We start from the raw sequence: 22,703 nt of genomic DNA on the forward strand, positions 1-22,703 counted from the left end.
CACCCATGGCGCCTCGGCAAGCAGGATGGACACATGGCACAGAAGATGACCGACGAACGGTGGAGGGCCTTCGTTTCGCAGGGCACCCGCACCGGGAAACTTTCGACAGTTCGGGCCGACGGAAGCCCGCACATCGCACCGATCTGGTTCGTCCTGGACGGTGACGAGCTGGTCTTCAACACGGGGAAGGAGACTGTCAAGGGGCGAAACCTGGCCAACGAGGAGCGTGTCGCTCTGTGTGTGGACGACGATCGCCCTCCGTTCGCCTTCGTCCTGATCCAGGGACGGGCGCGACTGTCCGAGGACCTGGAGGACGTACGCACCTGGGCGGGTCGCATCGGGGGCCGCTACATGGGAGAGGACCGGGCGGCGGAGTTCGCCGCCCGCAACGGCGTCCCCGGTGAGCTGCTGGTCCGGGTGCGCATCGACAGGGTGACCGGCTACGAGGGAGTGGCCGACTAGCGCGGGACCGGCGCCTTCCGGGGAAGGCGCCGACCGTCCCTCAGCGCCCCAGTTCCTTACGACGCACCCTCCGCAGCCTGCGTCGCTGCGCGGGGTCGAGGGAGAGGTACGCGGCCGCGGGAACGCCGAGCACGATCAGGAGAACCGCCCACAACGGCAGCCAGATCCACAGGAAGAGTCCGATCGCCACACCGCCCACGGCGATCTTCGCTCGATTCGACATGGTGCCGCCTCTCTTCCGCAGCGGGTGTCACTGCTCTCTACCGGGAGAAACGACGCGGCCGTCGCGACGGTTCCGCGCCATGACCCTGACCCGTCCCTGAGACGTCCCCTATCCGGTCCTCAGGGGCTCCCCCACGTCCCGCATGTGCCCCAGCGCCTGCCGGTAGGACTCGACGAGCCCGGTCTCCACGTACGGGATGCCCACCTGACGGCAGCGCTCCATGACGAGGGGGCGGGCGAGCCTCAGATGAGGGCGCGGCATGCTCGGGAAGAGGTGGTGTTCGATCTGGTAGTTGAGCCCGCCCAGGAACCAGTCGGTGAGCGGACCGCCCTTGACGTTGCGCGAGGTCAGCACCTGGCGCCGCAGGTGCCCCCAGCGCTCGCCGTCGGGGTCGGGCATCTCCATGCCCTTGTGGTTGGGCGCGAAGGCCATGCCCAGGTGGAGTCCGAACAACGCCTGGTGGAGCGCGGCGAAAGCGAGCGCCTTGCCCGGGGACAGGGTGCCGAAGAGCAGGATCGCGTACCCCGCGAGGTGCGCCGTGAGCAGCAGGCCCTCCACCAGGCGCCCGGGGCGCGGGCGCCGCAGGTCCCGGATGCCGTGGACCTTCAGTGCGACGCCTTCGAGGAGGGTGAGCGGGAAGAAGAGCCGCGCCTGGTGCCGGGTGAGCCAGCGGCGGAACCCGGTGCGGACGGTCGCCTGCGCACGGGTGAAGACCAGGACGTCGGCGGCCACGTCCGGGTCCTTGTCGATGTGGTTGGGGTTGGCGTGGTGCCGGTTGTGCTTGTCGTTCCACCATCCGAACCCGAGGCCCAGCATGAGGTTGCCGTGGATCAGGCCGATGACCTCGCCGATCCGCTTGTCGGACGATATCTGGGAGTGGCCCGCGTCATGGCCGATGAAGGCGGTCCGGGTGGACATCAGCGCCAGCGCGGGGGCGAGCGCGAGACTCCACCAGGAGTCCCCGACGAGGACCACTGCGACGACGACCGCGCCGAACAGGAGGGCGTTGACGGTGACGCACACGGCGTACCACCCGGTCCGGCGGTCGAGCAGCCCCTGCCCCCGTACATCACGGAGCAGGGGGGTGAACTCACTGGAAACGGGTCGGCCGCCGGGTGGCGGCGCGTCCGACCTCGGTTCCACGACGGGCAGGGCGACCTCGGGCATGAGGATCTCCGGTCTCTCCGGGACACGAACGGCTGACCTGCCAAAACGTAGGGATCAGCACCCCTGGGCGGCCATGCGGTCACCACCCGTCTTCCCCTGAGGCCCACCCGCCTCCTTTACGGGGGCTGACCACACCCCACCAGAAAATGCGATGAACGCCACCCTCCCTGATCAAAGAAATCAGCGAATGATCTATGTATAATTACCCGCTCATTCTCTAGTCAAGTTTGAGGAGTGTGCCGTAGTAGTGCTGAGCATCCCCTCGCGGTCGCGGGACGCGGTCGCCGAGCTCGCCCCGCTCACCGTGGTGTTCGTCCCCTCCGAGCTGCCCGGTGGAGAGCGGATCGCGTTCTGGAGCCCTCAAGGAGACCCCCTGCCGGTCGTTTCCGGAAGCGAGCCGGTGGAACTGGCCGTCGTCGTGCCCGACGAGGACGGCGTGGCGGTGATCGAGGTGTCCGCTCTGCTGCTGCCCGTCCACACCGCCCTGCCGCTGCTCACCCGGGTCCGTGCCGTGGACTCCGCGGACCCGACGGCGGTCTTCTGGGGCGGCGCGGCCGTACTGGCGCTCCACTTCGCCGCACGGGGTCTGCTCCTGCCCGGACTGACCCCGGACGACCACGACGCCTGGCGCTTCGGCCCGCTCGGAGCGAGCGACGCGGACCGGGTCCGGGAATGGGCGGCGGCGATGCCGCCGGAGGCACACGCCCTGCCGCTGGGCACCGGGGACGGGATCCGCGTGCCCGACCCCGAAGCCCATCTGTGGGCCTTCCTCAACGCTGTGGCCGACGCCCTGCCCCGCTCCCCCGCGGCCGTCCCCGCCACGGGAGCGGCGCCCTTCGCCGCCCCGGACCGGAAACGGGTACCGGAGCTGCGGGAATGGGCCTTTGACGTGGCGGCCGCCCATGACGCGGGGGTACGGATCTCCCTGCGGGTGGAGGTGCCCGGACTACTGCCCGACGACCCCGGCACGGCAGCGGTCTCGTTCCGTGCGGTGCTCCAGGCCCACAGCGCCGACGACCCGGCGCTCGTCGTGGACGCGGCCGACGTGTGGTCGGCGTCCGACGGCCCGACGGGACTCGGTCCACGGGCCCGGATGGACGTCCTGCTGGCGCTGCGCCGCGCCACGCGCGCGTGGGCACCGCTCACCCCGCTGCTGTCCGCGAGCGTGCCGGACGCGGTCGACCTGGTGGACGAGGAGGTGGCCGAACTGCTCGGCGGTGGTGCCCGTGCCCTCGCACACGCGGGTGTGGACGTCCACTGGCCCAAGGAGTTCGCCCACCGGCTCACGGCCCGTGCCGTGATCGGCCCCCCGGACGACGGTTCCGCCCCGGCGGGACGCTCCTCCGACGGCCCCTCGTTCATGTCCGCCGACGCCCTGCTGGCGTTCGACTGGCGCTTCGCCCTGGGCGACCGCCCGCTGACCCGGGACGAGCTGGAACTGCTGGCCGAGGCCAAGCGGCCGATGGTCCGGCTGCGCGACCAGTGGGTCCTGGTCGACCCCCTCGCGGCCCGGCGCGCCCGGGACCGGAAGGACCGCCGGCTGGCGCCCGTCGACGCGCTCGGTGCCGTGCTGACGGGCTCCGCCGAGGTGGACGGACAGTCCGTGGAGGTGGAGGCCACGGGATGGCTGAAGGAGGTGCGCGCGCTCCTCTCCGACCCCGAGGGGATGCCCCCCGTCGGGCAGCCGCGCGAGCTGGCCGCCCGGCTGCGGGACTACCAGGCCCGGGGGCTGACCTGGCTCGCCCGGATGACCTCGCTCGGGCTGGGCGCCTGCCTCGCGGACGACATGGGCCTCGGCAAGACGATCACCGTGATCGCCCTGCACCTGCACCGCCAGACAGACGGCACGACCGCGGGACCGACCCTCGTGGTCTGCCCGACGTCCCTGATGGGCAACTGGCAGCGGGAGATCGAGAGGTTCGCTCCGGGCACCGCCGTGCGCAGGTACCACGGCGCACGGCGCTCCCTGGAGTCGCTGGCGGACGGCGAGGTCGTCCTCACCACGTACGGCACCATGCGGCTCGACGCGAAGCGGCTCGACGGCGTGGACTGGGGGCTGCTCGTCGCCGACGAGGCGCAGCACGTGAAGAACCCCTATTCGTCGACGGCCAGGGAGCTGCGGACGATCGGGGCACGCGCGCGCGTGGCGCTCAGCGGCACCCCCGTGGAGAACAACCTCTCGGAGCTGTGGGCGATCCTCGACTGGACCACCCCGGGACTGCTCGGCGGACTGGGCGCGTTCCGCACCCGCTACGCGCGGGCGGTGGAGTCGGGTTCCGATCCGCGCGCCGCCGAGCGGCTGGCGGCGCTGGTGCGCCCCTTCCTGCTGCGGCGGCGCAAGTCGGATCCGGGGATCGCCCCCGAACTCCCGCCCAAGACGGAGACGGACCACCCGGTGTCGCTGACCCCGGAACAGACGGGTCTGTACGAGGCGGTGGTGCGCGAGGCCCTCACGGACATCGCCGGCGCCGACGGAATGGCCAGACGCGGGATGATCGTGAAACTGCTGACCGGACTCAAGCAGATCTGCAACCATCCCGCCCAGTTCCTCAAGGAGGACCGGCCGCGCGTCGCCGGGCGTTCGGGGAAGCTGGAGCTCCTGGACGAGCTGCTCGCGCCGATGCTCGCCGAGGGCGCGGGGGTGCTGGTGTTCACCCAGTACGTGGGGATGGCCCGGCTCCTGGAAAGGCACCTGGCGGCGCGGGGAGTCCCTTCCCAGTTCCTGCACGGCGGCACCCCGGTACCGGAACGCGAGGCCATGGTGAACCGTTTCCAGGACGGCGCGGTACCGGTGTTCCTGCTGTCGCTGAAGGCCGCCGGCACCGGGCTCAACCTGACCAGGGCGGAGCACGTCGTGCACTACGACCGCTGGTGGAACCCCGCCGTGGAGGCCCAGGCCACCGACCGCGCGTACCGCATCGGGCAGACGCGGCCGGTACAGGTCCACCGGCTGATCGCCGAAGGGACGATCGAGGACCGGATCGCCCGGATGCTGGTGCGCAAGCACGAACTGGCGGAATCGGTCCTCGGCGGCGGAGAGGCGGCTCTGACCGAGCTGTCCGACGCCGAACTGGCCGATCTGGTGGCGCTGCGGGCAGGTGACCGATGAGCACCGGACGGGACGATCACACGGCGGGCGACGGGGACGAGGAGAGGGACGGGACGCGGATGAGTGACCACGACGGTTTCCCGGCGGGCGACGAGGAGCGGACGTTCTCCGCGCTGCCGCCCGCGCGGGGCAGGGGGTTCGCGGTGACGTGGTGGGGACGGACCTGGCTCAGGGCCCTGGAGGACACCGCCCTCGACGCGAACCAGTTGAAGGCGGGGCGCGCGCTCGCGCGCGCGGGAGCCGTGGGCGCGGTGACCGTGCGCCCCGGACGCATCACGGGCGTGGTGCGGGACCGCGACGGGACGGCGCACCGTTCCGACGTGCTGCTCCAACGGCTCGGGGACAACGAGTGGGACCGTTTCCTGGACGTGACCGTGGACCGCGCGGGACACATCGCCGCGCTGTTGGACCGGGACATGCCGCCGCACCTCGTGGAGGACGCCGCGGCGGTCGGGGTGGAACTGCTGCCGGGCATCGGCGATCTGGAGCCCGAGTGCGACTGCGGGGCGTGGGACCAGTGCGGTCACACGGCGGCCCTCAGTTACCAGGTGGGGCGGATCCTGGACCAGGACCCGTTCGTCCTGCTGCTGATGCGCGGACGCGGGGAGCGCGAGGTGCTGGACCAGTTGCAGGTGCGGACCGCCTCACGCGCGGAGCCCTCGCAGGCTCCCGGGGCTCCGGGGAGGGCGGAGGGCGTGGACGCCGTGGAGGCGTTCGCCACCGGATGTCTGCTGCCGCCCCTGCCGGAACTCCCCGGGCTGCCCGGGGAGCCGGGCACTCCGCCGTCCCTGGAGACGGAGGCCGCGCCCGCCCTGGGGGTGCGCCCCGAGGCACTGGAGTTCCTGGCCCTCCGGACCGCCGCCGAGGCGCACCGGCTGCTCGCCCGGGCCCTCTCGCCCGGGCACGGGGAGGAACCGGTACCGGAGGCACTCACGGTGGAGCGGGACGCCGTGCGGCTCGCCGCGGGGGACGCGGACGGGACCACGACGGCACGGTTGTCGGCCGTCTCCGGACGGAGCGGGGAGGAGCTGGCCCTCGCGGCGCGGGCCTGGCGGTACGGGGGCCCCGGCGCGGTGGCGGCGCTGGAGGAGGAGTGGACGCCCGACGCGGCCCGGGAGGCGCGGGCCCGCTCGATGGTGGACGCGGCGTGGGAAGAGGACGACCGGCCGGTGCTGAGCGCGACGGGGAACCGCTGGACGACGGAGGACGCGCGGGCACAGATCCGGATCGACGCGGACGGCCGGTGGTGGCCGTTCCGCCACGAGGACGGACGGTGGGCGCCCGCCGGACCGGTCGCGCAGGATCCCGCCACCGCCCTCGCCACGGCGGTGGGCGCCGAATGAGGTCCGCCCACGGCCGCCGGCCCCGTTCCCTCCCGGCCCGCTGCCCCGGGCCCTTCCCGCCCGCCGCCGACGGCCCGCCGGGCCGCCCGCCGTCCGACCTCCCGCGCGACCGACCCGGCGGTCGGGCGGTGGCGGTGGTCGGCGGAGGCACCCGCCAGGTGCCCAGCCGACCACTCGCAGGGACACCCTGAGGGGGCCCGCACCCGCGCACCGCGCCGTACGCTCGCCGTATGAACCCCACTGACCTGGGCGAATTCCTTCACTCACGGCGCGCCGGAACCGTTCCCGAGAGCGTGGGGATCGCCACCGCGAAGACGAGCCGACGCGTGCCGGGGCTGCGCCGCGAGGAGTTGGCGCGGCTCGCCGGAGTGAGCGTCGCCTACTACACCAGGCTGGAACAGGGACACAGTAGGAACGCCTCGGACTCCGTCCTCGACGCCCTCGCCCGGGCGCTGCGCCTGGACGGGACCGAGCGCGCCCATCTGTACGACCTCGCCCGTGCCCCGCAGGGCTCCCCCAGTCACGCCCCGGCACCCGAAGAGCCCCACCCCCGGACGCTCGCCCTGCTCGACTCCCTGCCCGGGCTGCCCGCGGTCCTGCTGGGGCGCCGCAACGACGTACTGGCCTGGAATCCGCTCGGTCACGCGTTGCTCGCCGGTCATCTCGCCCCGGACGCGCCACGGGATCCCGCGCGACGGCCGTCGCTGTCCCGGGCGCTCTTCCTCGACCCCCGCGCCCGGGAGCTGGAAGCGGACTGGGAGGGCCATGCGAGGACCCATGTGGGATACCTCCGGCTGGTCGCCGGGCGCCATCCGGACGATCCGCTGCTCGCCGCCCTGATCGGTGAACTCATGGTGAAGAGTCCCGAGTTCACGGCTCTCTGGTCGATGCGACACGTGCGCGACTGCACCTTCGGCACCCGTCGGCTGAACCATCCGGAGGTCGGGCGTCTGACGCTCGCCTACCAGGTGTGGCTCCAGCCGGACAGCCCCGACTGCCGCATGGAGATCTTCACCGCCGAACCCGGCACCGCGTCCGCCGACGCCCTCGCCCTCCTCTCCGCGCTGACTCCGCCTCCGGCCCCGCCGACCCGCTGACCGCCCGCCGGAGACGGCGGCACCACACCGACCCACCGGGCCCCGACCGGCGCCCGGCGCCCCTCCCTGCCCTCTCACAGGAGAAACCCATGCACCTCCAGGACCCTTCGGCCTCTCCGCTCGCCCTCGTCGTCGGCGGAACGGGCATCACCGGCCGTGCCGTCTGCGGAGAACTCACGGAACGGGGGTGGCCGGTCGTGAGCCTGTCCCGGCGGGCTCCGGCGCCCCGGAACGGCGTGCGGTCCCTGAGCGCGGACCTGACGGACCCGGAATCCCTGCGGACGGCGCTGGCCGGTCTGGCCCCCACCCATGTGTTCCTCACCGCGTGGAGTCCACGAGCGACCGAGGCCGAGAACATCGCCGTGAACTCCGCCATGGTGCGTGACGTCCTGGACGTGGCGGCCGGTCCGGGGCGGCTGCGCCACACCGCGCTGGTGACCGGGGTCAAGCACTACGTGGGCCCCTTCGACGCGTACGGCCTCGGCGAGATCGGCGACACTCCCTTCCGGGAGAGCGCGCCCCGGCTGTCGGCCCCGAACTTCTACTACGCTCAGGAGGACGAACTGTGGCGGGCCGCCGAGCGGTACGGATTCGCGTGGAGCGTCCACCGGCCGCACACGGTGATCGGTCACGCCGTGGGCAACGCCATGAACATGGGGACGACGCTGGCGGCGCAGGCGGCCCTGTGCCGGGAGGAGGGCAGGCCCTTCGTCTTCCCCGGCAACGAGACGCAGTGGAACGGCGTCACGGACATGACCGACGCCGGGCTCCTCGCCCGGCAGATGGTCTGGGCCGCGACGACCCGGGGGCTGCCCAGCCAGGCGTACAACGCCGCCAACGGGGACACCTTCCGCTGGCGCTGGATGTGGCCGCGCCTCGGGGAGCTGCTGGGCGTCGAGGCGGAGGGGTACGCGGACCGCCCACGGCCCCTGGCACGGCAGATGGCGGACGGGGCCGGCCGGTGGCGGACACTCGCGGCGCGGGAGCGCCTGGTCGAACCGGACCTCGCCCGTGTCGCGTCCTGGTGGCACACGGACGCCGACCTGAACCGGCCCGTCGAGTGCTTCACCGACATGTCACGCAGCCGCGCGGCGGGGTTCACCGACTACGTGGACACGCTGACGTCGTTCGCCGGGCTCTTCGACACCCTGCGGAGGGAGCGGGTCGTCCCGGGGTGACCCGCTCCGGCCAACCGGATGTCATTCACCCGTTCGAGTGTCGGAGTTATCCACATTCCCACCGCTGTCCCCAGATGTGTCGAACGGCCTTCCGCTCCGATCTTCAGCGGCCGTACCTTTGCACCAGCGAGGCCGTCTCTGGCCCGCCGTACGAGATCGACGATGAGGAGCAGTGCCGCGATGAGCGACCCCCGGATGATCACGGTCCGTCCCGAGCCGGGCGAGTACGCCTGGACGTTCGGCGGTGCCGCTCCTTTCGCCCGCATCACCCCCGGCACGGTGCTGGACGTCTTCACCGAGGACTGTTTCGGCGGGCGGGTGCGATCGGAGAAGGACCTCGTGTCCCAGGTGTGCGAGTTCCCCTACCTCAACCCGCAGACCGGTCCGTTCTACGTGGAGGGCGCCGAACCCGGCGACACGGTGGCCGTGCACTTCGTGTCGATCGAACCCGCGCGGGACTGGGCCGCTTCCACCACGGTGCCGCTCTTCGGGGCGCTCACCTCGACGTCGGCGACGGCCTCGCTCCAGGCCCCGCTGCCGGAGACCGTCTGGATATGGCAGCTCGACCGGGAGCGGCGGACCGCGACGTTCCAGGCGAGGGAGAGCGATCTGCGGATCGACCTCCCGATGGACCCGATGCACGGCACCGTCGGCGTCGCGCCCGCCAACCTGGAGGTGCGTTCGGCCCTGGCCCCGGACGCGCACGGCGGCAACATGGACACCCCGGAAATGCGCGCGGGCGTCACCTGCTACCTCGGGGTGAACGTCGAGGGAGCCCTGCTGAGCCTCGGTGACGGGCACGCCCGGCAGGGCGAGGGCGAGACCTGCGGGGTGGCCGTCGAGTGCGCCATGAACACCGTGATCATCGTCGAACTCCTCAAGGGGGTGTCCACCCCGTGGCCCCGGCTGGAGTCGGACACCCACATCATCTCCACGGGCTCCGCCCGCCCCCTGGAAGACGCCTTCCGCATCTCCCAACTCGACCTGGTGCGGTGGCTGGTGCGTGACTACGGGTTCAGCGAGCTCGACGCCTACCAGTTCGTCACCCAGACGGTCGAGTCTCCCGTGGCCAACGTCTGCGACACCAACTACACCTGTGTCGCGAAGATCCGCAAGGAGTGGCTGCCGGTACGGGAGACTCACCGGGGTCTGCACACCAGACTGCGGGAGATCGCCGCCACCCTTCCGCGGACCGGTGGAACGACCGGCTGACCCTCTGTCACCCCTCCCCCGGCGGCGTGGATCCGGTGCCGCCGGGCCCACCGTCCAAGGCCCCTGACACCCGACCCCGGTGTTGGCCTCCCCCGCGTCCAGCGGCCACGCCGTCCTCCCGCCACGGGCCCTGCCCACCGTCCAGGTCCTCGTCCTCGTTCTCGTCCGCACACCCGATCGCCAACCGAGAGGCAGGAGAGCCATGCAACCACCCGACCGTGTCCCGAGCCGACGACGGCTCCTGTACGGGGCCGCCCTCGCCGCGCTGCCGATGGCCGCGCTGCCGCCTTCCCGGGCCTTCGCCCGCCCCCAGGCCGTCGACTACCCGGCGGCCGAGTCCGCGCCCGCGAGCACGTCCAACTACACGGCGGCGAACCGGCCCACCAGTCACACCATCGACCGCGTCGTCGTCCATGTGACCCAGGAGACCTGGTCCGACACCCTGGCGATCTTCCAGAATCCCGCCCGGAAGGTGTCCGCGCACTACGTGGTGCGCTCCCTGGACGGACACATCGCCCAGTGCGTCCGCGAGCGGGACATCGGGTGGCACGCGGGCAACTGGAACCACAACACCCGCAGCATCGGCATCGAGCACGAGGGCTGGGTGGACCGGCCCGAGTACTTCACCGACGCCCTCTACATCCGGTCGGCGGCCCTGACGGCCGCCCTCTGCGAGAAGTACGGCATCCCCCGCGACCGACAGCACGTCATCGGCCACAACGAGGTGCCGGGAGCCGACCACACGGACCCCGGACCGCTGTGGGACTGGTCGCGGTACATGCGGCTGGTCGAACTGTCCTGAGCCCGACCGGGCCGTCCTGGGAAAGGGAGAGGGGGATCAGCCGACGGGCTCGACGTTCAGATTGCGCCGGAAGACGTTGGCGGGGTCGTACACGGCTTTGATCCCGGCGAGCCGCTCCAGGACGGGCTTCTCGTGCAGCTCGGACCGGAAGTCGCCCGGGGACCGTTCGCCGTAGACGAAGTTGGGTGACCGGCCCAGGGTCCAGGGCGCGACGGCGTCGTCCAGCCGCCGGTGCGCGGCGCGCACCTCGGCCAGGTCCACGCCGTCGGCCGGGGACAGCACCCGCAGGATGTACGCGGCCTCCCGGAAGGACACCGCGTTCGGCACGGCGGGGGGACGGGCCAGGGCACCGCCGAGGTGGCGCAGGTCCACGACGCACGGCACCGCGGCCCGGGGCCCGGCCAGCTCCCGGACCGCGTCGAGCACCGCGGGGTCCAGCTCGCGCAGCAGCACGCTGTTGCCGTCGTAGGCGTGGGCGAAGTCCGGTTCCCGGTAGACCGATCCCGTCTCCCGGTAGGGCAGTTCCCCGAAGTGGTCCAGCAGGACCGGCGCCACCCGGGACCAGGGACGGGCCAGTCCGGGACCTCCGGCGAGGTCGGTGGTGGTGAACCGCACATGGACCACGTGCCGTCCGCGCAGGGGCTCGGGGAAGACGTCGATTGGTGGACAGCCGATGGTGCCCAGCGAAGCGGTCACGTTCTCCGGTGCCCGGGCCGTCCACTCCCGGAAGAAGGACATCACCGCCCCGGCGTGCTCGGAACCGAAGAACACCCCACCGCCGTAGACACGTTCCACGGGAAGGAGGTCGATCTCCAGGCTGGTGACGATCCCGAAGTTGTCCCGGCCGCCGCGCAGGGCCCAGAACAGATCGGGTTCGCTCCCGGCCGTCACCCGGCGCAGCGCGCCGTCGGCGGTGACCACCTCCAGGGCACGCACCCGGTCGGCCGCGTAGCCGAACTCACGCGCGAGCAGTCCCATTCCCCCGGCGAGGGTGTAGCCCATGACCCCGACGTGTCCGGCGGAACCGCTGGGCGGGGCCAGTCCGTACGGTCCGGCCCGTTCGACGACCTGGTGCCAGCGGGCTCCGGCCTCGATCCGCGCGCGCCGGGTACCGGGGTCCACGGTGACCCCGGTCATCCGGTCGGTGCGGACGAGGAGCCCTCCCTCGTCGGGGACGGTGATCCCGTGTCCGGTGGACTGGACCGCGACCGGTAGGCCCCGGGCGGCGGCGTAGCGTACGGCGGCCTGGACGTCCTCGGGGCCGAGGGCGCTCACGATCACCGCCGGGCGGTGGCGGAAGCCGGTCTGGAAGCCGCTCCGTTCGTCGTCGTAGCCCTCGTCCCCCGGGCGCAGTACCCGCCCCCGGACCATGCCCCTCAGTGAGGAGAAGGTGTGCGCCGTGCCCTCGGTGGTCATCCGGTCAGCCCCTCGTCGTGGTGGCGCGCGGGGCGCGCGGCCCGGACCTGGCCGGACCCCGTTCCGCGCTTTTGGATCATCCTCGGCCGGGGGCGGAGCGAAGTCCAAGACCGGATGCTGCTCTCCGGCAGAAGCCTCGCTTATCGCGGTGGGGCGGTCGGACGCCGTCGGGGGCGGAGGTCAGACGGGGTTCGGTTCCCGGTCTCCCTGGTCGGTCCGGGCGGTCGTCCAGACGCGTCGGGCGTGCCGAACGAAGGCCCGGGCCGCAGGGCCGATCGGGCCCTCGGCGCGCCAGGCGACGGCCATCCGTCCGCGCGGCTCCTCGGGCCCGAGGCGGAGCGTGTGGAGCGTCCCGGGGTGGAGGGCGGCCAGCGAGCGGGGCAGCAGGGCGGCCCCGAGGCCGCGCGCCGCGAGCCCGGCCAGGATCTCGGGGTCACCGGTCTCGAAGGCGATGCGCGGGGCGAACCCGGCGGCGGCGCAGACCTCGTCGAGGCAGGCGCGGATGCCGGTGCCCCGGGGCAGGCTGACGAGCGGTCGGTCGCGCAGGGCGTCGGCCGTCACCGAGGACCGGGCGGCGAGGGGGTCGTCGGGGTGGACGGCGAGGACGAGGGGTTCGTCCACGAAGACGTCGAGGGTGACGTCCGGCGGTGTCCGGGCGGTCAGCGCGACGACGGCCACGTCGAACCGTCCGGAGCGGACGCCCTCCAGCAGGACGTCGGAGTTCTCCTCCGCGAGCACGACCTCCACGGCCGGATGGCGCTCGTGGAAGCCCGCGAGCACGGTGGGCAGATCGAGTCCGGGGCAGGAGCGCACCGTCCCCACCGAGATCCGTCCCCGCGCCAGCGCGGCGAACTCGTCCGCGACGAGCCGTACCGAGGCCACGGAGGCGAGCGCCGTGCGGGCGTGTGCGAGGACCGCCGTTCCGACCTCGGTGAGCCGGACGCCCCGGCCCGAACGGTCCAGGAGTTCATGGCCCAGTTCGCGTTCCAGCCGCCGTATCTGCGCGCTGACCCCGGGCTGGGCCACGTACAGGCGCGCGGCCGCCTTGGTGAAGCTCGCCTCTTCGGCCACCGCCACGAAGTACTCCAGTTGCCGCAGCTCCATGAGGACAGGCTAGTACGGGCCTCCCCGGTGGGGGCACGGTCCGTGAACCGCTCGCGTGGGGGTGGGGGCTGCTCGCGGGACTGCCGCGAGCGCCGTGCGGACGGCCGGGGAAAGCGGGCGGGCGCACGCGTTCGGGGACGGGGCGTTCCGGGCGCCGGGCGCGCGTCAGTAGTCCCGCCATTCGTGGCGGGAGTATTCGAGGACGGCGGGGTCCATCAGGGTGCTGGCCCGTACCTTCCGTGGGCGCCGGTCGACGGGGAAGACGGTGGCCGCCCGCAGCACGGCGGCGTCCAGGAACCGCAGTCGCGGGGCGTCGGGGGCGAGGCGCAGCGGGGGCCGGGCGCCGTCGGCGCCGGGAACGGCGAGGAAGAAGCCCCAGTTGCCGAAGCTGGGCACGTCCACCTGGTAGGGGGTGGTCGTGTAGCCCGCTTCGGTGATCGTCCGGCCGATGGACCAGTAGGTGTCGGGGGCGAAGAACGGGGAGCCGCCCTGGACGAGGACCCTGCTGCGGGGGGTGAGGACGCGGCCGAGCAGATGGTAGAACTCCACGCTGTACAGCTTGGCGAGGGCGGCGGTGTCGGGATCGGGGAAGTCGATGACGACGGCGTCGTAGCGACGGGTCGCGTCGCGCAGCCAGTTGAAGGCGTCGGCGTGGACGGTGGTGACCCGTGGATCGTCGATGGCGCCGTCGTTCAACTCGGCCAGCGGGGCGAAGTCGCGGGCCAGCCGGGTCATGGCGGGGTCGAGGTCGACCAGGGTGACGTGGGTGACGTCGTCGTAGCGCAGGACCTCCCGGAGGGCGAGCGCGTCACCGCCGCCCAGGATCAGTACGGACGCGCGGGGCCCGGACAGCGCGGGGTGGACCAGTGCCTCGTGGTAGCGGTACTCGTCCACCGAGGAGAACTGGAGGTCGCCGTTGAGGAACAGCCGGGTGTCCGGCTCGCCCGTGAACGCCCGGGACCGGGTGATGACGATGTCCTGGTACGGAGTGGTCTCGGCGTGGACGATGGGATCGCGGTAGAGCTGCTGACGGGCGCTCACCTCGATGTCGTCGGCCAGGACGTAGACCGCGCCGAGGACGGCGAGGACGACGGCCATACCGGTGAGCAGGGCGACGCGGACGATCCGCCGGACTTCCCGGCGGAAGATCCACAGCACCACCACGACCCCGGCGGTGGCATTGACCGCCCCCACCACCAACGCGCCCCGGAGCTGGCCGAAGGCGGGCAGCAGCAGGAACGGGAAGGCGAGGCCGCCGACCAGGGCTCCGATGTAGTCGACCGCGAACATGTCCGCGACGGCGCTGCCCGCCTCCTGCCGTCTGATCCGCTGGAGGAGCGTCATCAGCAGGGGGATCTCGGCGCCGATGAGCAGTCCGACCACGAACGAGACGACCACCATGGCGGGCATGTAGATCCGCAGCCAGGCGAACGCCATGTACAGGATGAGCACGGAGAGCCCGCCGACGAGCGCGAGCATCCCCTCCACCAGGGCGAATCCACCGACCGCGCGTTTCTGGAGGGGTTTGGCGGCCAGCGAGCCGATCCCCATGGCGAAGACCATGACGGACAGCACCACGGAGGTCTGGGTCACCGAGTTGCCGATGAGGTAGCTGCCGAGCGCGGTGAGGGCCAGCTCGTAGGTCAGACCGCAGGCGGCGCAGACGAAGACCGCGAACAGCAGCAGGAACCGCGCGCCCCGGGACCGGGGGCCGTGCCCCGGGCCGGTCGGCGCCGCTCCGGCGGGGCGGGGGGTGTCGCCGGTGTCCGCCGCCCCGGTGTCGGTACCGCCGCCGGTACCGGTGTCGGTGCTCACGGGGTCAGGAGACGGCGGCGCCGACCATGAAGGCCGTGCCGAGGTACATCGCCGACTGGACCCAGGCGGCGGGGTGGGGGCGTCCGTCGGTGTCCTCCAGGACCACGGCGCCCATCCGGCCGGGGGTCAGCAGCCCGACGACACAGGAGATGAGCGTCATGACGACCACCCCGGACAACCCGTAGAGGAGTGTGCTGAACAGGCCGTGGCCGAGGCCGAGTTCGGATTCGCTGGCCATGATGGACCGCTCGATGACGAGGCCGATGGCGAGCGTCTGACCGGCGAGCAGGACGGCGGCGCCACGGTTGCGTTCGGTCCACACCACGTGGAAGAGCTTGCCCGGGGTGACGAGGTCGAGGGCGAGGAAGCCCACCGCCATCACGACGAAGCCGACGAGTCCGTAGAGCAGGGCGGTGCCCGCCGACTCGAATATCCCTGTCACGGTGGTGCCTTTCGATGGGTGGGTTGGGGAAGCGCCGCTCCGGCGCCCGGGGAGCGGTCTCCGGGAGGGCCGCCTCCAGGGAACCGCCCGGGGGAAGAGCGGCCGTCAGGGGCGGTGGTCGGAGCCGGTCGTCGGGACCGGCGGTCGCGAGGACCGGGTCACTTGCCGGAGCCCGGGCCCCCGCCACGGAACGCGTCGCTGTCCGGGTGCGGCCAGTGGGAGGGCAGTTTCCCGCTCCAGCGGTGGTAGCCGGTGCGGTAGTCGCTGATCTCGATCTGGCTGCCCCGGCGCGCGTGGGGCGTGATGGCGACGATGTCGTCGAGGTAGCGGAGGAAGACCGTGCCGCCGCGCACGCCACGGGACCACGCGGGGGTGTTGCGGTCGATCTCGTCGGCGACGGTGCCCGGCGCGTCCTCGGGGTCGACGTATCCGAGCGGCACTGCGGTGTACTCGCTCCTGATCCACTGGTAGGGGACGGAGTTGGCCTCGTCGTCCCCGTCGTCGGAGCAGGCGGCGAGCGCCGCCACGGCGAGGAGCAGGGCACTGACGCGTCGTACGGTCTTCATCGGGCCTCCAGCCGGGTGCGCGTCGCCACGATCCGGCGGCTCTGCGGGTAGGTGTGCCAGGTGCGCCAGCCGACGCCCCCGGCCAGCGGGTCCGCGACCAGCGCGGTGACCGCTTCGGGCGCACCGGGGAAGATGCCGTACAGCGACCGGGGGTGCCCGTCGGACATCCGGCGCACCCGGTCCACCTCGGCGCTGAACGCCCGGGGGGTGAGGGTCCTGGTCCGGGCCTCGAAGCGGTACTCCCAGCCGTCGAGGGCCCGGGCGGTGTCCGGTAGACCGCCCTCCGTGCCGGGCAGACAGGCCACCGTCTCCCGGACCGGACCGGCGGCCACCTGGTGGGACGCGCCGAGGAGCCGGAGGCGGACGTCGACACCGCCGACCGTCAGCTCGCGCGTCGCGAGCGCCGGGAGTTCGTCCTCCCCGAGGGAGAACGCGAGCTGGTCGGCGTCGGTGTCCAGATAGGGGGTCGCGAGCGCTATGCCCGAGCCGCCGCTCATGCGGAGCGGTCCCGCCGCGCCGACGGCACGGCCTTCCGGCTCTCGGTCGCCGCTCCTCGCGGCGCCGCCCCAAGGGCGGCGGCCTCGAACGTCACGTGGTCCCCCGGTTCATGTGCTCGTACGGAAATTCCCGCTGAGTATGCTACAAATCCCCGCCGTCACGGGCGGCGGTCCGGTGGATGTGGCGGGAGCCCGCTGGGCGCGCACGCGTTGGCCGTGCGCCCGCGACGTGTGCCGCGCCGGGTCGGAGCGGGCCCTGAGGACGGTCGGCGGAGCGTGCGCGGGGCCGGGCGGACACCCGGACCGGGGCGTTCCGTCGCACTCCAGTGGCACCACGGAGGCGGGACGGGCGGGGCGGGCCGTGGGGCGGGCGGTGCGCGGTCGTGGGCGGGACCGGCGGCGGCGCGGGGGTCGTGAGCGGTGTGCGCCACACCGCCGTCCGCGTTCCCCGAACGGCGAGTTGGGCCGGAAAGGCCCGTCGGCGCGGCGCCCGTGCGGGAGGGCCCGGTCGGATGCCGTTGCCGTTCCGGTCATGTCCGATGACCTTGAGGGCGACGGTCGCGACGGGCTTGAGAGGCGGCGGCCCGGGGGACGGGCGCGACGGGCGCGACGGGCTGGACGGTGACGGGCGAAGTGGCCAACCGGAGCTGACGGGCGACTGGTTGACGGAGATCCGGGACGGCTCGTCCGGGCTGGTCCGGAGCGGTCACACCTCGCTCACGGGGGTGGCGGGCCGGGCTGCGCGATGGCTGCGGCCGGGCGTCGGCGGAGATCCCGTCCGTGGACCCCGCCGCGTGGCGGGCGTGGTCAGCGGGGCGGCGTGGGGCGCAGGACGAGGCTGAGGAAGCCCCAGCAGTCCCGGTACGAGCGCAGCCACTCGGAGCGCCGGGTGTCCGCCGTGGTGAGGACATCGGCGCTGTCGGGATGGTCGGGGTGGTCCAGGGCCCAGGAGGCGAGCGATCCCCAGCACGCCCACTCGTAGTCGTCCAGTTCCCGGCGGGAGCTGACGTGACCGTGCACGGGGGTCCAGCCGTCGGCGGTGACCCGGTCCACGGTGGTGGCCAGATCGGCGAAGTCCCCGAGCATCGCGACCGCCTCGCTCGTGGGTTCGGCCCGCCAGACGCCGTCCCCGACCAGGACCCGCCCGCCGGGGGCGAGGTGGGCGCGGGCGGCGGCCAGGGTGGGGAGCAGTCCGCCGAAGGCGTGCGCCGCCCCCACGCTGAGCACCGTGTCGAAGGCGTGCCCGGGGGTGAACCCCTCGACCGGGCGGTGGTGCAGGACGAGACGGTCGCGCACCCCGAGGGCCCGCGCGGCCTCGTCGGCCCGGTCGAGCGCGTCCGCCGAGGTGTCGACGCCCTCGGCGCGCAACCGTGGGTGGGCGGCGAGGGCGCGCAGCAGCCACTCGGCGGTGCCGCAGCCGAGGTCGAGGACGCGTGCGTCGTCCCGGGGGAGCGCGCGGTCCAGCAGACGGCGCACGGCGTCGTCGTCGAGCGGGGCCTTGACGGGATGGCCGGTGTGCGCGAGGGCGGAGATCTCTTCGTGGTCCACCGGCGCAGCCTGGCACCGGGCGGTCGGTGACGCATCCGCTTTTCCGACGGCTCAGCCGTCAGCCGCCGCGCGGGACGCGCCACCGCTTCCAGAAGCGCGACCCGCTCGTCCGGAACCGTGCTGCGAGGGGCGGGCGGTCACCGAGGGGGACGGGGAACGCCGGTCGTCGTGAGGACGCGGGGGCGTCAGGGGGCGTCAGGGCGCGTCCGCGCGGACGTCGGCGGCCCGCAGTTCGGTGAGCAACTCGTTCTGTCCGGCGAGCATCTCGGTGAGGATGCGCCGGGCGGCCCGCATCAGGTCCGCGACGTCCCCGCCCGCCAGGGCGTACACCACGGTGGAGCCCTCGCGGGTGGCGGTCACGATGCCGGAGCGGCGCAGCACCGCCAACTGCTGGGAGAGGTTGGACGGCTCGACCTCGATCTCCGCCAGCAGGTCGCGTACCGGCGTCGGGCCGTCCTGGAGCAGTTCCAGGACCCGGATCCGTACCGGGTGCCCCAGCATCCGGAAGAACTCCGCCTTCGCCTGATACAGCGGAACCGCCGCGTTCACTGCCCGCTCACCCGTCCTCCGTGTCGCCCGTGCTGATGCCATGCTCGCACGCCAGACGCAGTGCGTCCGCAACTTCCTCGCGCGCGAGGTCGACGCCGTGGGCGTCACCCGTGTCGAGCGCTTCCCGGAGCCGGGTCCGGGCCCGTCGGACGCGCTCCACGACCTCCTCGGCGAACAGGCTCACGGCCTCTCCCCACCCCGGCACAGCGCCGAATCGATCTGGTGAATTGCAGAACTCTTCAATTTTACGATCCGTTGGCCTTTCCGCTCCCCGGCAGGTGCCGCACCGCTTTCCCGGACCCTCTCCCCGCTCTGGACATCACCCCCTTGAACAGGGACGACGAAGGATTCGTCCACCTCGGTCAGCGGGAGCGGGGCCAAGGCCCCGACGCGCCGCGCGGACCCCGGGAAGCGGCTTCCATGAGGGCGGTCTCACCGTGATCTCACCGTTGGCTCACGACCCGGGCGCATGATCCGGCCCCGGACGCCCCACCGGGCGCCCCCGACACATCAGCCGTTCAGCCCCTCAGCGAGGAGCGCGACGTGAGGCGATCGCCGGTCCACCCCCGTCCGGCGGGGCCGCACCGGGACGGACCCCCCGGGCCCACCGCCCACGCAGCCCCGCGCCCCGGAACGACGCGCCCCTCACCCGTCACCCCCCGTTCGACGGGAGAGGAGCGGAACGGCTGACTCCCCCAACCCCCCAACACACGCGCCCCGCCCGCCCGGTGTCCGCACCGGACGCACCGGAGGCGGGACGCGACGAAAGGAACCAACGTGGCGGCTCAACGCACACGTCCCGGTACGGGACGGCACGCGCGCAGGAGCGGCGGCCCGGCAGGCCGTTCGTCAGGGGTGCCCTCGAAGGGCTCCCTGGGGACGGACCTGATGGCCTCGGTCGTCGTCTTCCTGGTCGCCCTGCCGTTGTGCATCGGCGTCGCGGCGGCCTCGGGCGTGCCCGTGTCGCTCGGCATCATCTCGGGCGTCGTCGGCGGTCTGGTGGTCGGTTTCCTGCCGGGCAGCACGTTCCAGGTGAGCGGCCCGGCGGCCGGACTCGCCGTGCTCGTCCTGGAGTTCACCACCGAGCACGGGGTCGGCATGCTCGGGGTCGTCGTCCTCGTCAGCGGTGTGCTCCAGATGCTGCTGGGCGTGCTCAAGCTGGGCCGGGTCTTCCAGTCCATCTCGCTCTCGGTGGTGCAGGGCATGCTCGCCGGGATCGGACTGCCGCTGATCCTCAGCCAGACCTACGCCCTGGTCGACTCCAAGCAACTCGGCACCGCCATGAAGAACATCGGCGGGTTCCCGGACCTCGCCTCCGACGTGCTGGGCGACCGCGACAAGCTCGCGGCGCTCGCCCTGGGAACGATCGCCGTCGTCATCTGCTTCGTCTGGAAGAAGGTGCCCGCGCCCCTGGGCAAGGTGCCCGCTCCGCTGATCGCGGTGCTGCTGGGCTCGGCCGTCGCGGCGCTGCCCGGCTTCGACGTCAAGAAGGTCCAGGTCGGCAACATACTGGACGCGGTGGACTTCGTCGGCCCTTCGGACTTCGCGGGCCTGGCCAGCCCCGCGGTGCTGACCATGGTCATCACCTTCACCGTGATCGCCTCGGCGGAGAGCCTGTTCAGCGCGGCGGCGGTCGACCGGATGCACACCGGGCCGCGCACCAAGTACAACGCCGAACTGTTCTCCCAGGGCGTCGGCAACACCCTGTGCGGTCTCCTCGGCGCGCTGCCGATGACCGCGGTGATCGTCCGCAGCGCGGCCAACCTCCAGGCCGGGGCGACGACGAAGGTGTCCCGGATCCTGCACGGCGCCTGGCTGCTGGGCTTCGGACTGCTGCTGCCGGGGCTGCTGGGGATGATCCCGGTGTCCATCCTCGCCGGGGTGCTGCTGCACGCGGGCTGGAAACTCTTCAACCCGCCCTCGTTCGTGAAGATGTGGCGGACCGACCGCGGTGAGGGTCTGGTCATGTTCATCACCACGGGCGCCATCGTGGTGACGGACCTGCTGGAGGGCGTCATCGGCGGACTCGCCGTCGCCATCGTCCTGATCGCCCTGCGGATGTCCCATCTCTCCGTGCGCCGGGTCACCGACGACGGCGGCCCGGCCCGTCTGGTGCTGCGGGGCAACGCGACCTTCCTGCGGCTGATCCGGCTGATCCGGGCGCTGGACTCGATGGCGGGCGACGACCGCGTCGTGGTGGACGCCCAGGCCGTGACCCATCTCGACCTGGCCTGCAAGGCACAGATCGAGGAGTGGGCGGAACAGCGGCGCAAGACGGGGGCCGACGTCGAGGTGCTGCTGCCGGGTGACGCGCCGGACCACGAGGACGAGCCCGTACCGGCCGGACAGGCGCCCCGGGCCGGGGACTTCATGACCGGGCCCGAGGCCCCGGCGGCGGGACGGCCCTGGCCGGCCGGGCCCCAGGACCCCGCCACCGCACCGGCCGCACCGGCCGGGGAGCCGGGGTACGACCCCGTTCACGGAACCGCCGCGCCGAGCGTGCCGCACGCCCGCCAGCACCCCTACGCGCAGCAGTACCCCGGCATGGGCGGTCAGGTCTACGGCAGGGCCGCCTACCAGCAGCAGGCCGTCCAGTACACCCAGGTCCACCTCGCGCACCCGGCCCACGCCCACCGCCGCCACGAGGTCCAGGAGCCCCAGGCCCCGGCGCCGTCGCCCCCGTACGGCCAGGACGGCGGGCCGACCACCGCCGGGACCGGCCAGGAGTACGGCACCGCCGCCTGGCAGACACCGCCGCCCGCGCCCGGGGACCCGTATCCCGGGGACGGCGGCTGGGTGGACCCCCGGCACGGCGGGGGGTACCCCGGCTGATCCCGGAGGGTCCTTTTTCGCACCCATGAGTTGCAGAGATCTGCAATTCCACATATGCCGTGTTGACCGTGTTCGCCGTGGAGGGCGGCACGGTCGACAGGGCGCTTCGGTACCGGTCCGCGCCCCGCGCGGGCCCGTGGACGAGCCGGACCCCGGCTGTGATGCCGGGGTCCGGCTCCAGGTGCGGGGGTGCCGACCACGGGCCCGCGCGGGGCCACACTGACCGGGGCCGGCTGCGGGCGGAAACGCGCTCGCCGGACGTTCAGCGGCCGACCGTCGCGACGAGGCGGCGCAGCGCGGCCCGACCCGGCGGGCCCCAAGTGGGCTTGCCACCGGGGCGCCCCTGGTCGCCCGCGTCCCCGATGAGGAGACAGACGAGGGCGCGCAGCACCGCGTTGCCGCGTGCCCGGCGCAGGGTCGCGGCGTCCGGTACCGGCCGGTACGCCCGGTGGAAGCGGTCGGCGGCGCCGTCCGGCAGCAGGATCCAGGCGGCGGCGAGGTCGCAGGCCGGATCGCCCGCGCAGAGGTCGCCGAAGTCGACCACCCCGCAGAACGCGCCGTCCGAGGTGAGGACGTTCGCCGGGTGGAGGTCGCCGTGGAGCCAGAGGGCGGGGCCCGTCCACTCGGGTGCGGCGAGGGCGTCCTCCCAGACCGCGCGGACGGCGTCCGGATCCGGGACCAGTCCGCGTTCGACGGCCGGTTCGAGCAGTTCGGTGAACTGTCCGGCGTGGTCGGCCAGCGGGCGGCCGCGCCCGTAGGTGCCGGCGGGGGCGTCCTCGGGGGCGGGCCGGTGAAGAGCCATCAGGAAGGCGGCCAGGGCGTCCGCCGCCCCGGCCCGGGTGGCGGGGGCGCGGTCGGCGGGCGCGCCCGGTACCCAGGTGGTGACGAGCCAGGGGCGCGGGAAGCGTCCGGAGGGTTCCCCGAGCCGCTGGGGGACGGGAACCGGCAGGGGAAGGTCCGGAGCCAGCGAGGGGACCCAGCGGTGTTCGTTGCGCAACAGCCCGTCGGCGGACTCGGTCGCCCAGGGCAGCCGGACGGCCAGATCGTCCCCGAGCCGCCACAGCTGGTTGTCCCAGCCGCGCGCGCCGAGCGCCAGCGGCCGGTCGGCGAGGTCGGGGTGCTGGTCGCGCAGCAGGTCCCGGACCAGCTCCGCGGTGATCTCGATCTCGGTGTGGGTCATGCGGAGCAACGTTAACCGGGGAGGTCCCCACGGCAGGGACGGGCGGGGGCGGGCCCGGGGGCGGAGAGCCGGGACGGGGACGGGTGCGGAGAAACGGTAACGGCGGCGAGCTGCGGGACCGGCCGACCGCGCGCCGCTCCCCCGGCCGCCCCGTCTCCCGG

20 protein-coding genes are annotated in these 22,703 nt (G+C 73.1%); 9 read left to right on the plus strand and 11 right to left on the minus strand.

The genetic code is table 11. The features are described from left to right. Positions 1 to 33 precede the first annotated feature (33 nt). Complete coding sequence (locus ACVWNX_RS01020; protein ID WP_454411923.1) at positions 34 to 462, plus strand: PPOX class F420-dependent oxidoreductase; 429 nt, start codon at positions 34 to 36, stop codon at positions 460 to 462. Positions 463 to 502: 40 nt separating this feature from the next. Here the strand turns inward: ACVWNX_RS01020 and ACVWNX_RS01025 are convergent, their stop codons facing one another. Further along, positions 503 to 685: a hypothetical protein gene (locus tag ACVWNX_RS01025; RefSeq protein ID WP_454411924.1), complete on the minus strand. Its 183-nt coding sequence runs from the start codon at positions 683 to 685 to the stop codon at positions 503 to 505. A 108-nt stretch (positions 686 to 793) separates the two neighbouring features. Continuing rightward, positions 794 to 1,852: a fatty acid desaturase family protein gene (locus tag ACVWNX_RS01030; protein WP_454411925.1), complete on the minus strand. Its 1,059-nt coding sequence runs from the start codon at positions 1,850 to 1,852 to the stop codon at positions 794 to 796. Between the two features lie 256 nt (positions 1,853 to 2,108). On the opposite strand from ACVWNX_RS01030, the gene ACVWNX_RS01035 reads away from it, so the two are divergent. From ACVWNX_RS01035 to ACVWNX_RS01060, 6 genes are all read left to right on the plus strand, one after another. After that, positions 2,109 to 4,961, plus strand: coding sequence for a DEAD/DEAH box helicase (locus ACVWNX_RS01035; RefSeq protein ID WP_454415034.1), 2,853 nt, complete (start codon positions 2,109 to 2,111; stop codon positions 4,959 to 4,961). Positions 4,962 to 5,020: 59 nt separating this feature from the next. Further along, a complete protein-coding gene (locus ACVWNX_RS01040) occupies positions 5,021 to 6,304 on the plus strand; it encodes an SWIM zinc finger family protein (RefSeq protein WP_454411926.1) in 1,284 nt (427 codons plus the stop codon). Between the two features lie 230 nt (positions 6,305 to 6,534). Further along, positions 6,535 to 7,401 (plus strand): helix-turn-helix domain-containing protein, encoded by an 867-nt coding sequence (locus ACVWNX_RS01045; RefSeq protein ID WP_454411927.1) that lies wholly within the window; start codon positions 6,535 to 6,537, stop codon positions 7,399 to 7,401. A gap of 89 nt (positions 7,402 to 7,490) precedes the next feature. Beyond that, entirely contained in the window at positions 7,491 to 8,579 is a 1,089-nt protein-coding gene (locus ACVWNX_RS01050) for an SDR family oxidoreductase (RefSeq protein ID WP_454411928.1), read from the plus strand. 180 nt (positions 8,580 to 8,759) lie between these two features. Continuing rightward, positions 8,760 to 9,791, plus strand: coding sequence for an acetamidase/formamidase family protein (locus ACVWNX_RS01055; protein ID WP_454415035.1), 1,032 nt, complete (start codon positions 8,760 to 8,762; stop codon positions 9,789 to 9,791). Between the two features lie 202 nt (positions 9,792 to 9,993). Beyond that, entirely contained in the window at positions 9,994 to 10,593 is a 600-nt protein-coding gene (locus ACVWNX_RS01060) for an N-acetylmuramoyl-L-alanine amidase (RefSeq protein WP_454411929.1), read from the plus strand. A 36-nt stretch (positions 10,594 to 10,629) separates the two neighbouring features. Here the strand turns inward: ACVWNX_RS01060 and ACVWNX_RS01065 are convergent, their stop codons facing one another. The 8 genes from ACVWNX_RS01065 to ACVWNX_RS01100 form a co-directional block, all read right to left on the minus strand. Then, on the minus strand, positions 10,630 to 12,009 hold the full coding sequence (locus ACVWNX_RS01065; RefSeq protein WP_454411930.1) for an FAD-binding oxidoreductase: 1,380 nt from the start codon (positions 12,007 to 12,009) through the stop codon (positions 10,630 to 10,632). A gap of 180 nt (positions 12,010 to 12,189) precedes the next feature. Further along, positions 12,190 to 13,113: a LysR family transcriptional regulator gene (locus ACVWNX_RS01070; protein ID WP_454411931.1), complete on the minus strand. Its 924-nt coding sequence runs from the start codon at positions 13,111 to 13,113 to the stop codon at positions 12,190 to 12,192. Positions 13,114 to 13,278: 165 nt separating this feature from the next. Next, entirely contained in the window at positions 13,279 to 14,928 is a 1,650-nt protein-coding gene (locus ACVWNX_RS01075) for a polyamine aminopropyltransferase (protein WP_454411932.1), read from the minus strand. 4 nt (positions 14,929 to 14,932) lie between these two features. Next, positions 14,933 to 15,370 (minus strand): DUF350 domain-containing protein, encoded by a 438-nt coding sequence (locus ACVWNX_RS01080; RefSeq protein ID WP_454411933.1) that lies wholly within the window; start codon positions 15,368 to 15,370, stop codon positions 14,933 to 14,935. A 158-nt stretch (positions 15,371 to 15,528) separates the two neighbouring features. Then, positions 15,529 to 15,936, minus strand: coding sequence for a DUF4247 domain-containing protein (locus ACVWNX_RS01085; RefSeq protein ID WP_454411934.1), 408 nt, complete (start codon positions 15,934 to 15,936; stop codon positions 15,529 to 15,531). Then, positions 15,933 to 16,433 (minus strand): DUF2617 family protein, encoded by a 501-nt coding sequence (locus ACVWNX_RS01090; RefSeq protein WP_454411935.1) that lies wholly within the window; start codon positions 16,431 to 16,433, stop codon positions 15,933 to 15,935. The genes ACVWNX_RS01085 and ACVWNX_RS01090 overlap by 4 nt, the downstream gene beginning before the upstream one ends. A gap of 807 nt (positions 16,434 to 17,240) precedes the next feature. Further along, positions 17,241 to 17,981 (minus strand): SAM-dependent methyltransferase, encoded by a 741-nt coding sequence (locus ACVWNX_RS01095; protein ID WP_454411936.1) that lies wholly within the window; start codon positions 17,979 to 17,981, stop codon positions 17,241 to 17,243. A gap of 195 nt (positions 17,982 to 18,176) precedes the next feature. Further along, positions 18,177 to 18,530 carry an ArsR/SmtB family transcription factor gene (locus ACVWNX_RS01100; RefSeq protein WP_454411937.1) on the minus strand — a complete coding sequence of 118 codons (354 nt, stop codon included), beginning with the start codon at positions 18,528 to 18,530 and terminating at the stop codon, positions 18,177 to 18,179. Positions 18,531 to 18,570: 40 nt separating this feature from the next. Between ACVWNX_RS01100 and ACVWNX_RS01105 the strand changes: the two genes are divergently transcribed. Beyond that, positions 18,571 to 18,756, plus strand: coding sequence for a hypothetical protein (locus ACVWNX_RS01105; RefSeq protein ID WP_454411938.1), 186 nt, complete (start codon positions 18,571 to 18,573; stop codon positions 18,754 to 18,756). Positions 18,757 to 19,418: 662 nt separating this feature from the next. Continuing rightward, on the plus strand, positions 19,419 to 21,362 hold the full coding sequence (locus tag ACVWNX_RS01110) for a SulP family inorganic anion transporter (RefSeq protein WP_454415036.1): 1,944 nt from the start codon (positions 19,419 to 19,421) through the stop codon (positions 21,360 to 21,362). A gap of 262 nt (positions 21,363 to 21,624) precedes the next feature. On the opposite strand, the gene ACVWNX_RS01115 is transcribed toward ACVWNX_RS01110, so the two are convergent. Next, the gene (locus tag ACVWNX_RS01115) at positions 21,625 to 22,542 is read right to left on the minus strand and encodes a phosphotransferase (RefSeq protein WP_454411939.1); all 918 of its coding nucleotides are present in this window, start codon (positions 22,540 to 22,542) and stop codon (positions 21,625 to 21,627) included. Positions 22,543 to 22,703: the final 161 nt, after the last annotated feature.

The sequence above is a fragment of the Streptomyces sp. JNUCC 64 genome (genome assembly GCF_054484115.1).

Coding starts and splice junctions, on each gene's coding strand:
- ACVWNX_RS01040 (WP_454411926.1), top strand. CDS start 5,021: ATGAGTGACCACGACGGTTTCCCGGCGGGCGACGAGGAGCGGACGTTC.
- ACVWNX_RS01070 (WP_454411931.1), bottom strand. CDS start 13,113: ATGGAGCTGCGGCAACTGGAGTACTTCGTGGCGGTGGCCGAAGAGGCG.
- ACVWNX_RS01025 (WP_454411924.1), bottom strand. CDS start 685: ATGTCGAATCGAGCGAAGATCGCCGTGGGCGGTGTGGCGATCGGACTC.
- ACVWNX_RS01105 (WP_454411938.1), top strand. CDS start 18,571: ATGCTCGCACGCCAGACGCAGTGCGTCCGCAACTTCCTCGCGCGCGAG.
- ACVWNX_RS01110 (WP_454415036.1), top strand. CDS start 19,419: ATGGCCTCGGTCGTCGTCTTCCTGGTCGCCCTGCCGTTGTGCATCGGC.
- ACVWNX_RS01055 (WP_454415035.1), top strand. CDS start 8,760: ATGAGCGACCCCCGGATGATCACGGTCCGTCCCGAGCCGGGCGAGTAC.
- ACVWNX_RS01115 (WP_454411939.1), bottom strand. CDS start 22,542: ATGACCCACACCGAGATCGAGATCACCGCGGAGCTGGTCCGGGACCTG.
- ACVWNX_RS01020 (WP_454411923.1), top strand. CDS start 34: ATGGCACAGAAGATGACCGACGAACGGTGGAGGGCCTTCGTTTCGCAG.
- ACVWNX_RS01085 (WP_454411934.1), bottom strand. CDS start 15,936: ATGAAGACCGTACGACGCGTCAGTGCCCTGCTCCTCGCCGTGGCGGCG.
- ACVWNX_RS01060 (WP_454411929.1), top strand. CDS start 9,994: ATGCAACCACCCGACCGTGTCCCGAGCCGACGACGGCTCCTGTACGGG.
- ACVWNX_RS01030 (WP_454411925.1), bottom strand. CDS start 1,852: ATGCCCGAGGTCGCCCTGCCCGTCGTGGAACCGAGGTCGGACGCGCCG.
- ACVWNX_RS01065 (WP_454411930.1), bottom strand. CDS start 12,009: ATGACCACCGAGGGCACGGCGCACACCTTCTCCTCACTGAGGGGCATG.
- ACVWNX_RS01050 (WP_454411928.1), top strand. CDS start 7,491: ATGCACCTCCAGGACCCTTCGGCCTCTCCGCTCGCCCTCGTCGTCGGC.
- ACVWNX_RS01045 (WP_454411927.1), top strand. CDS start 6,535: ATGAACCCCACTGACCTGGGCGAATTCCTTCACTCACGGCGCGCCGGA.
- ACVWNX_RS01090 (WP_454411935.1), bottom strand. CDS start 16,433: ATGAGCGGCGGCTCGGGCATAGCGCTCGCGACCCCCTATCTGGACACC.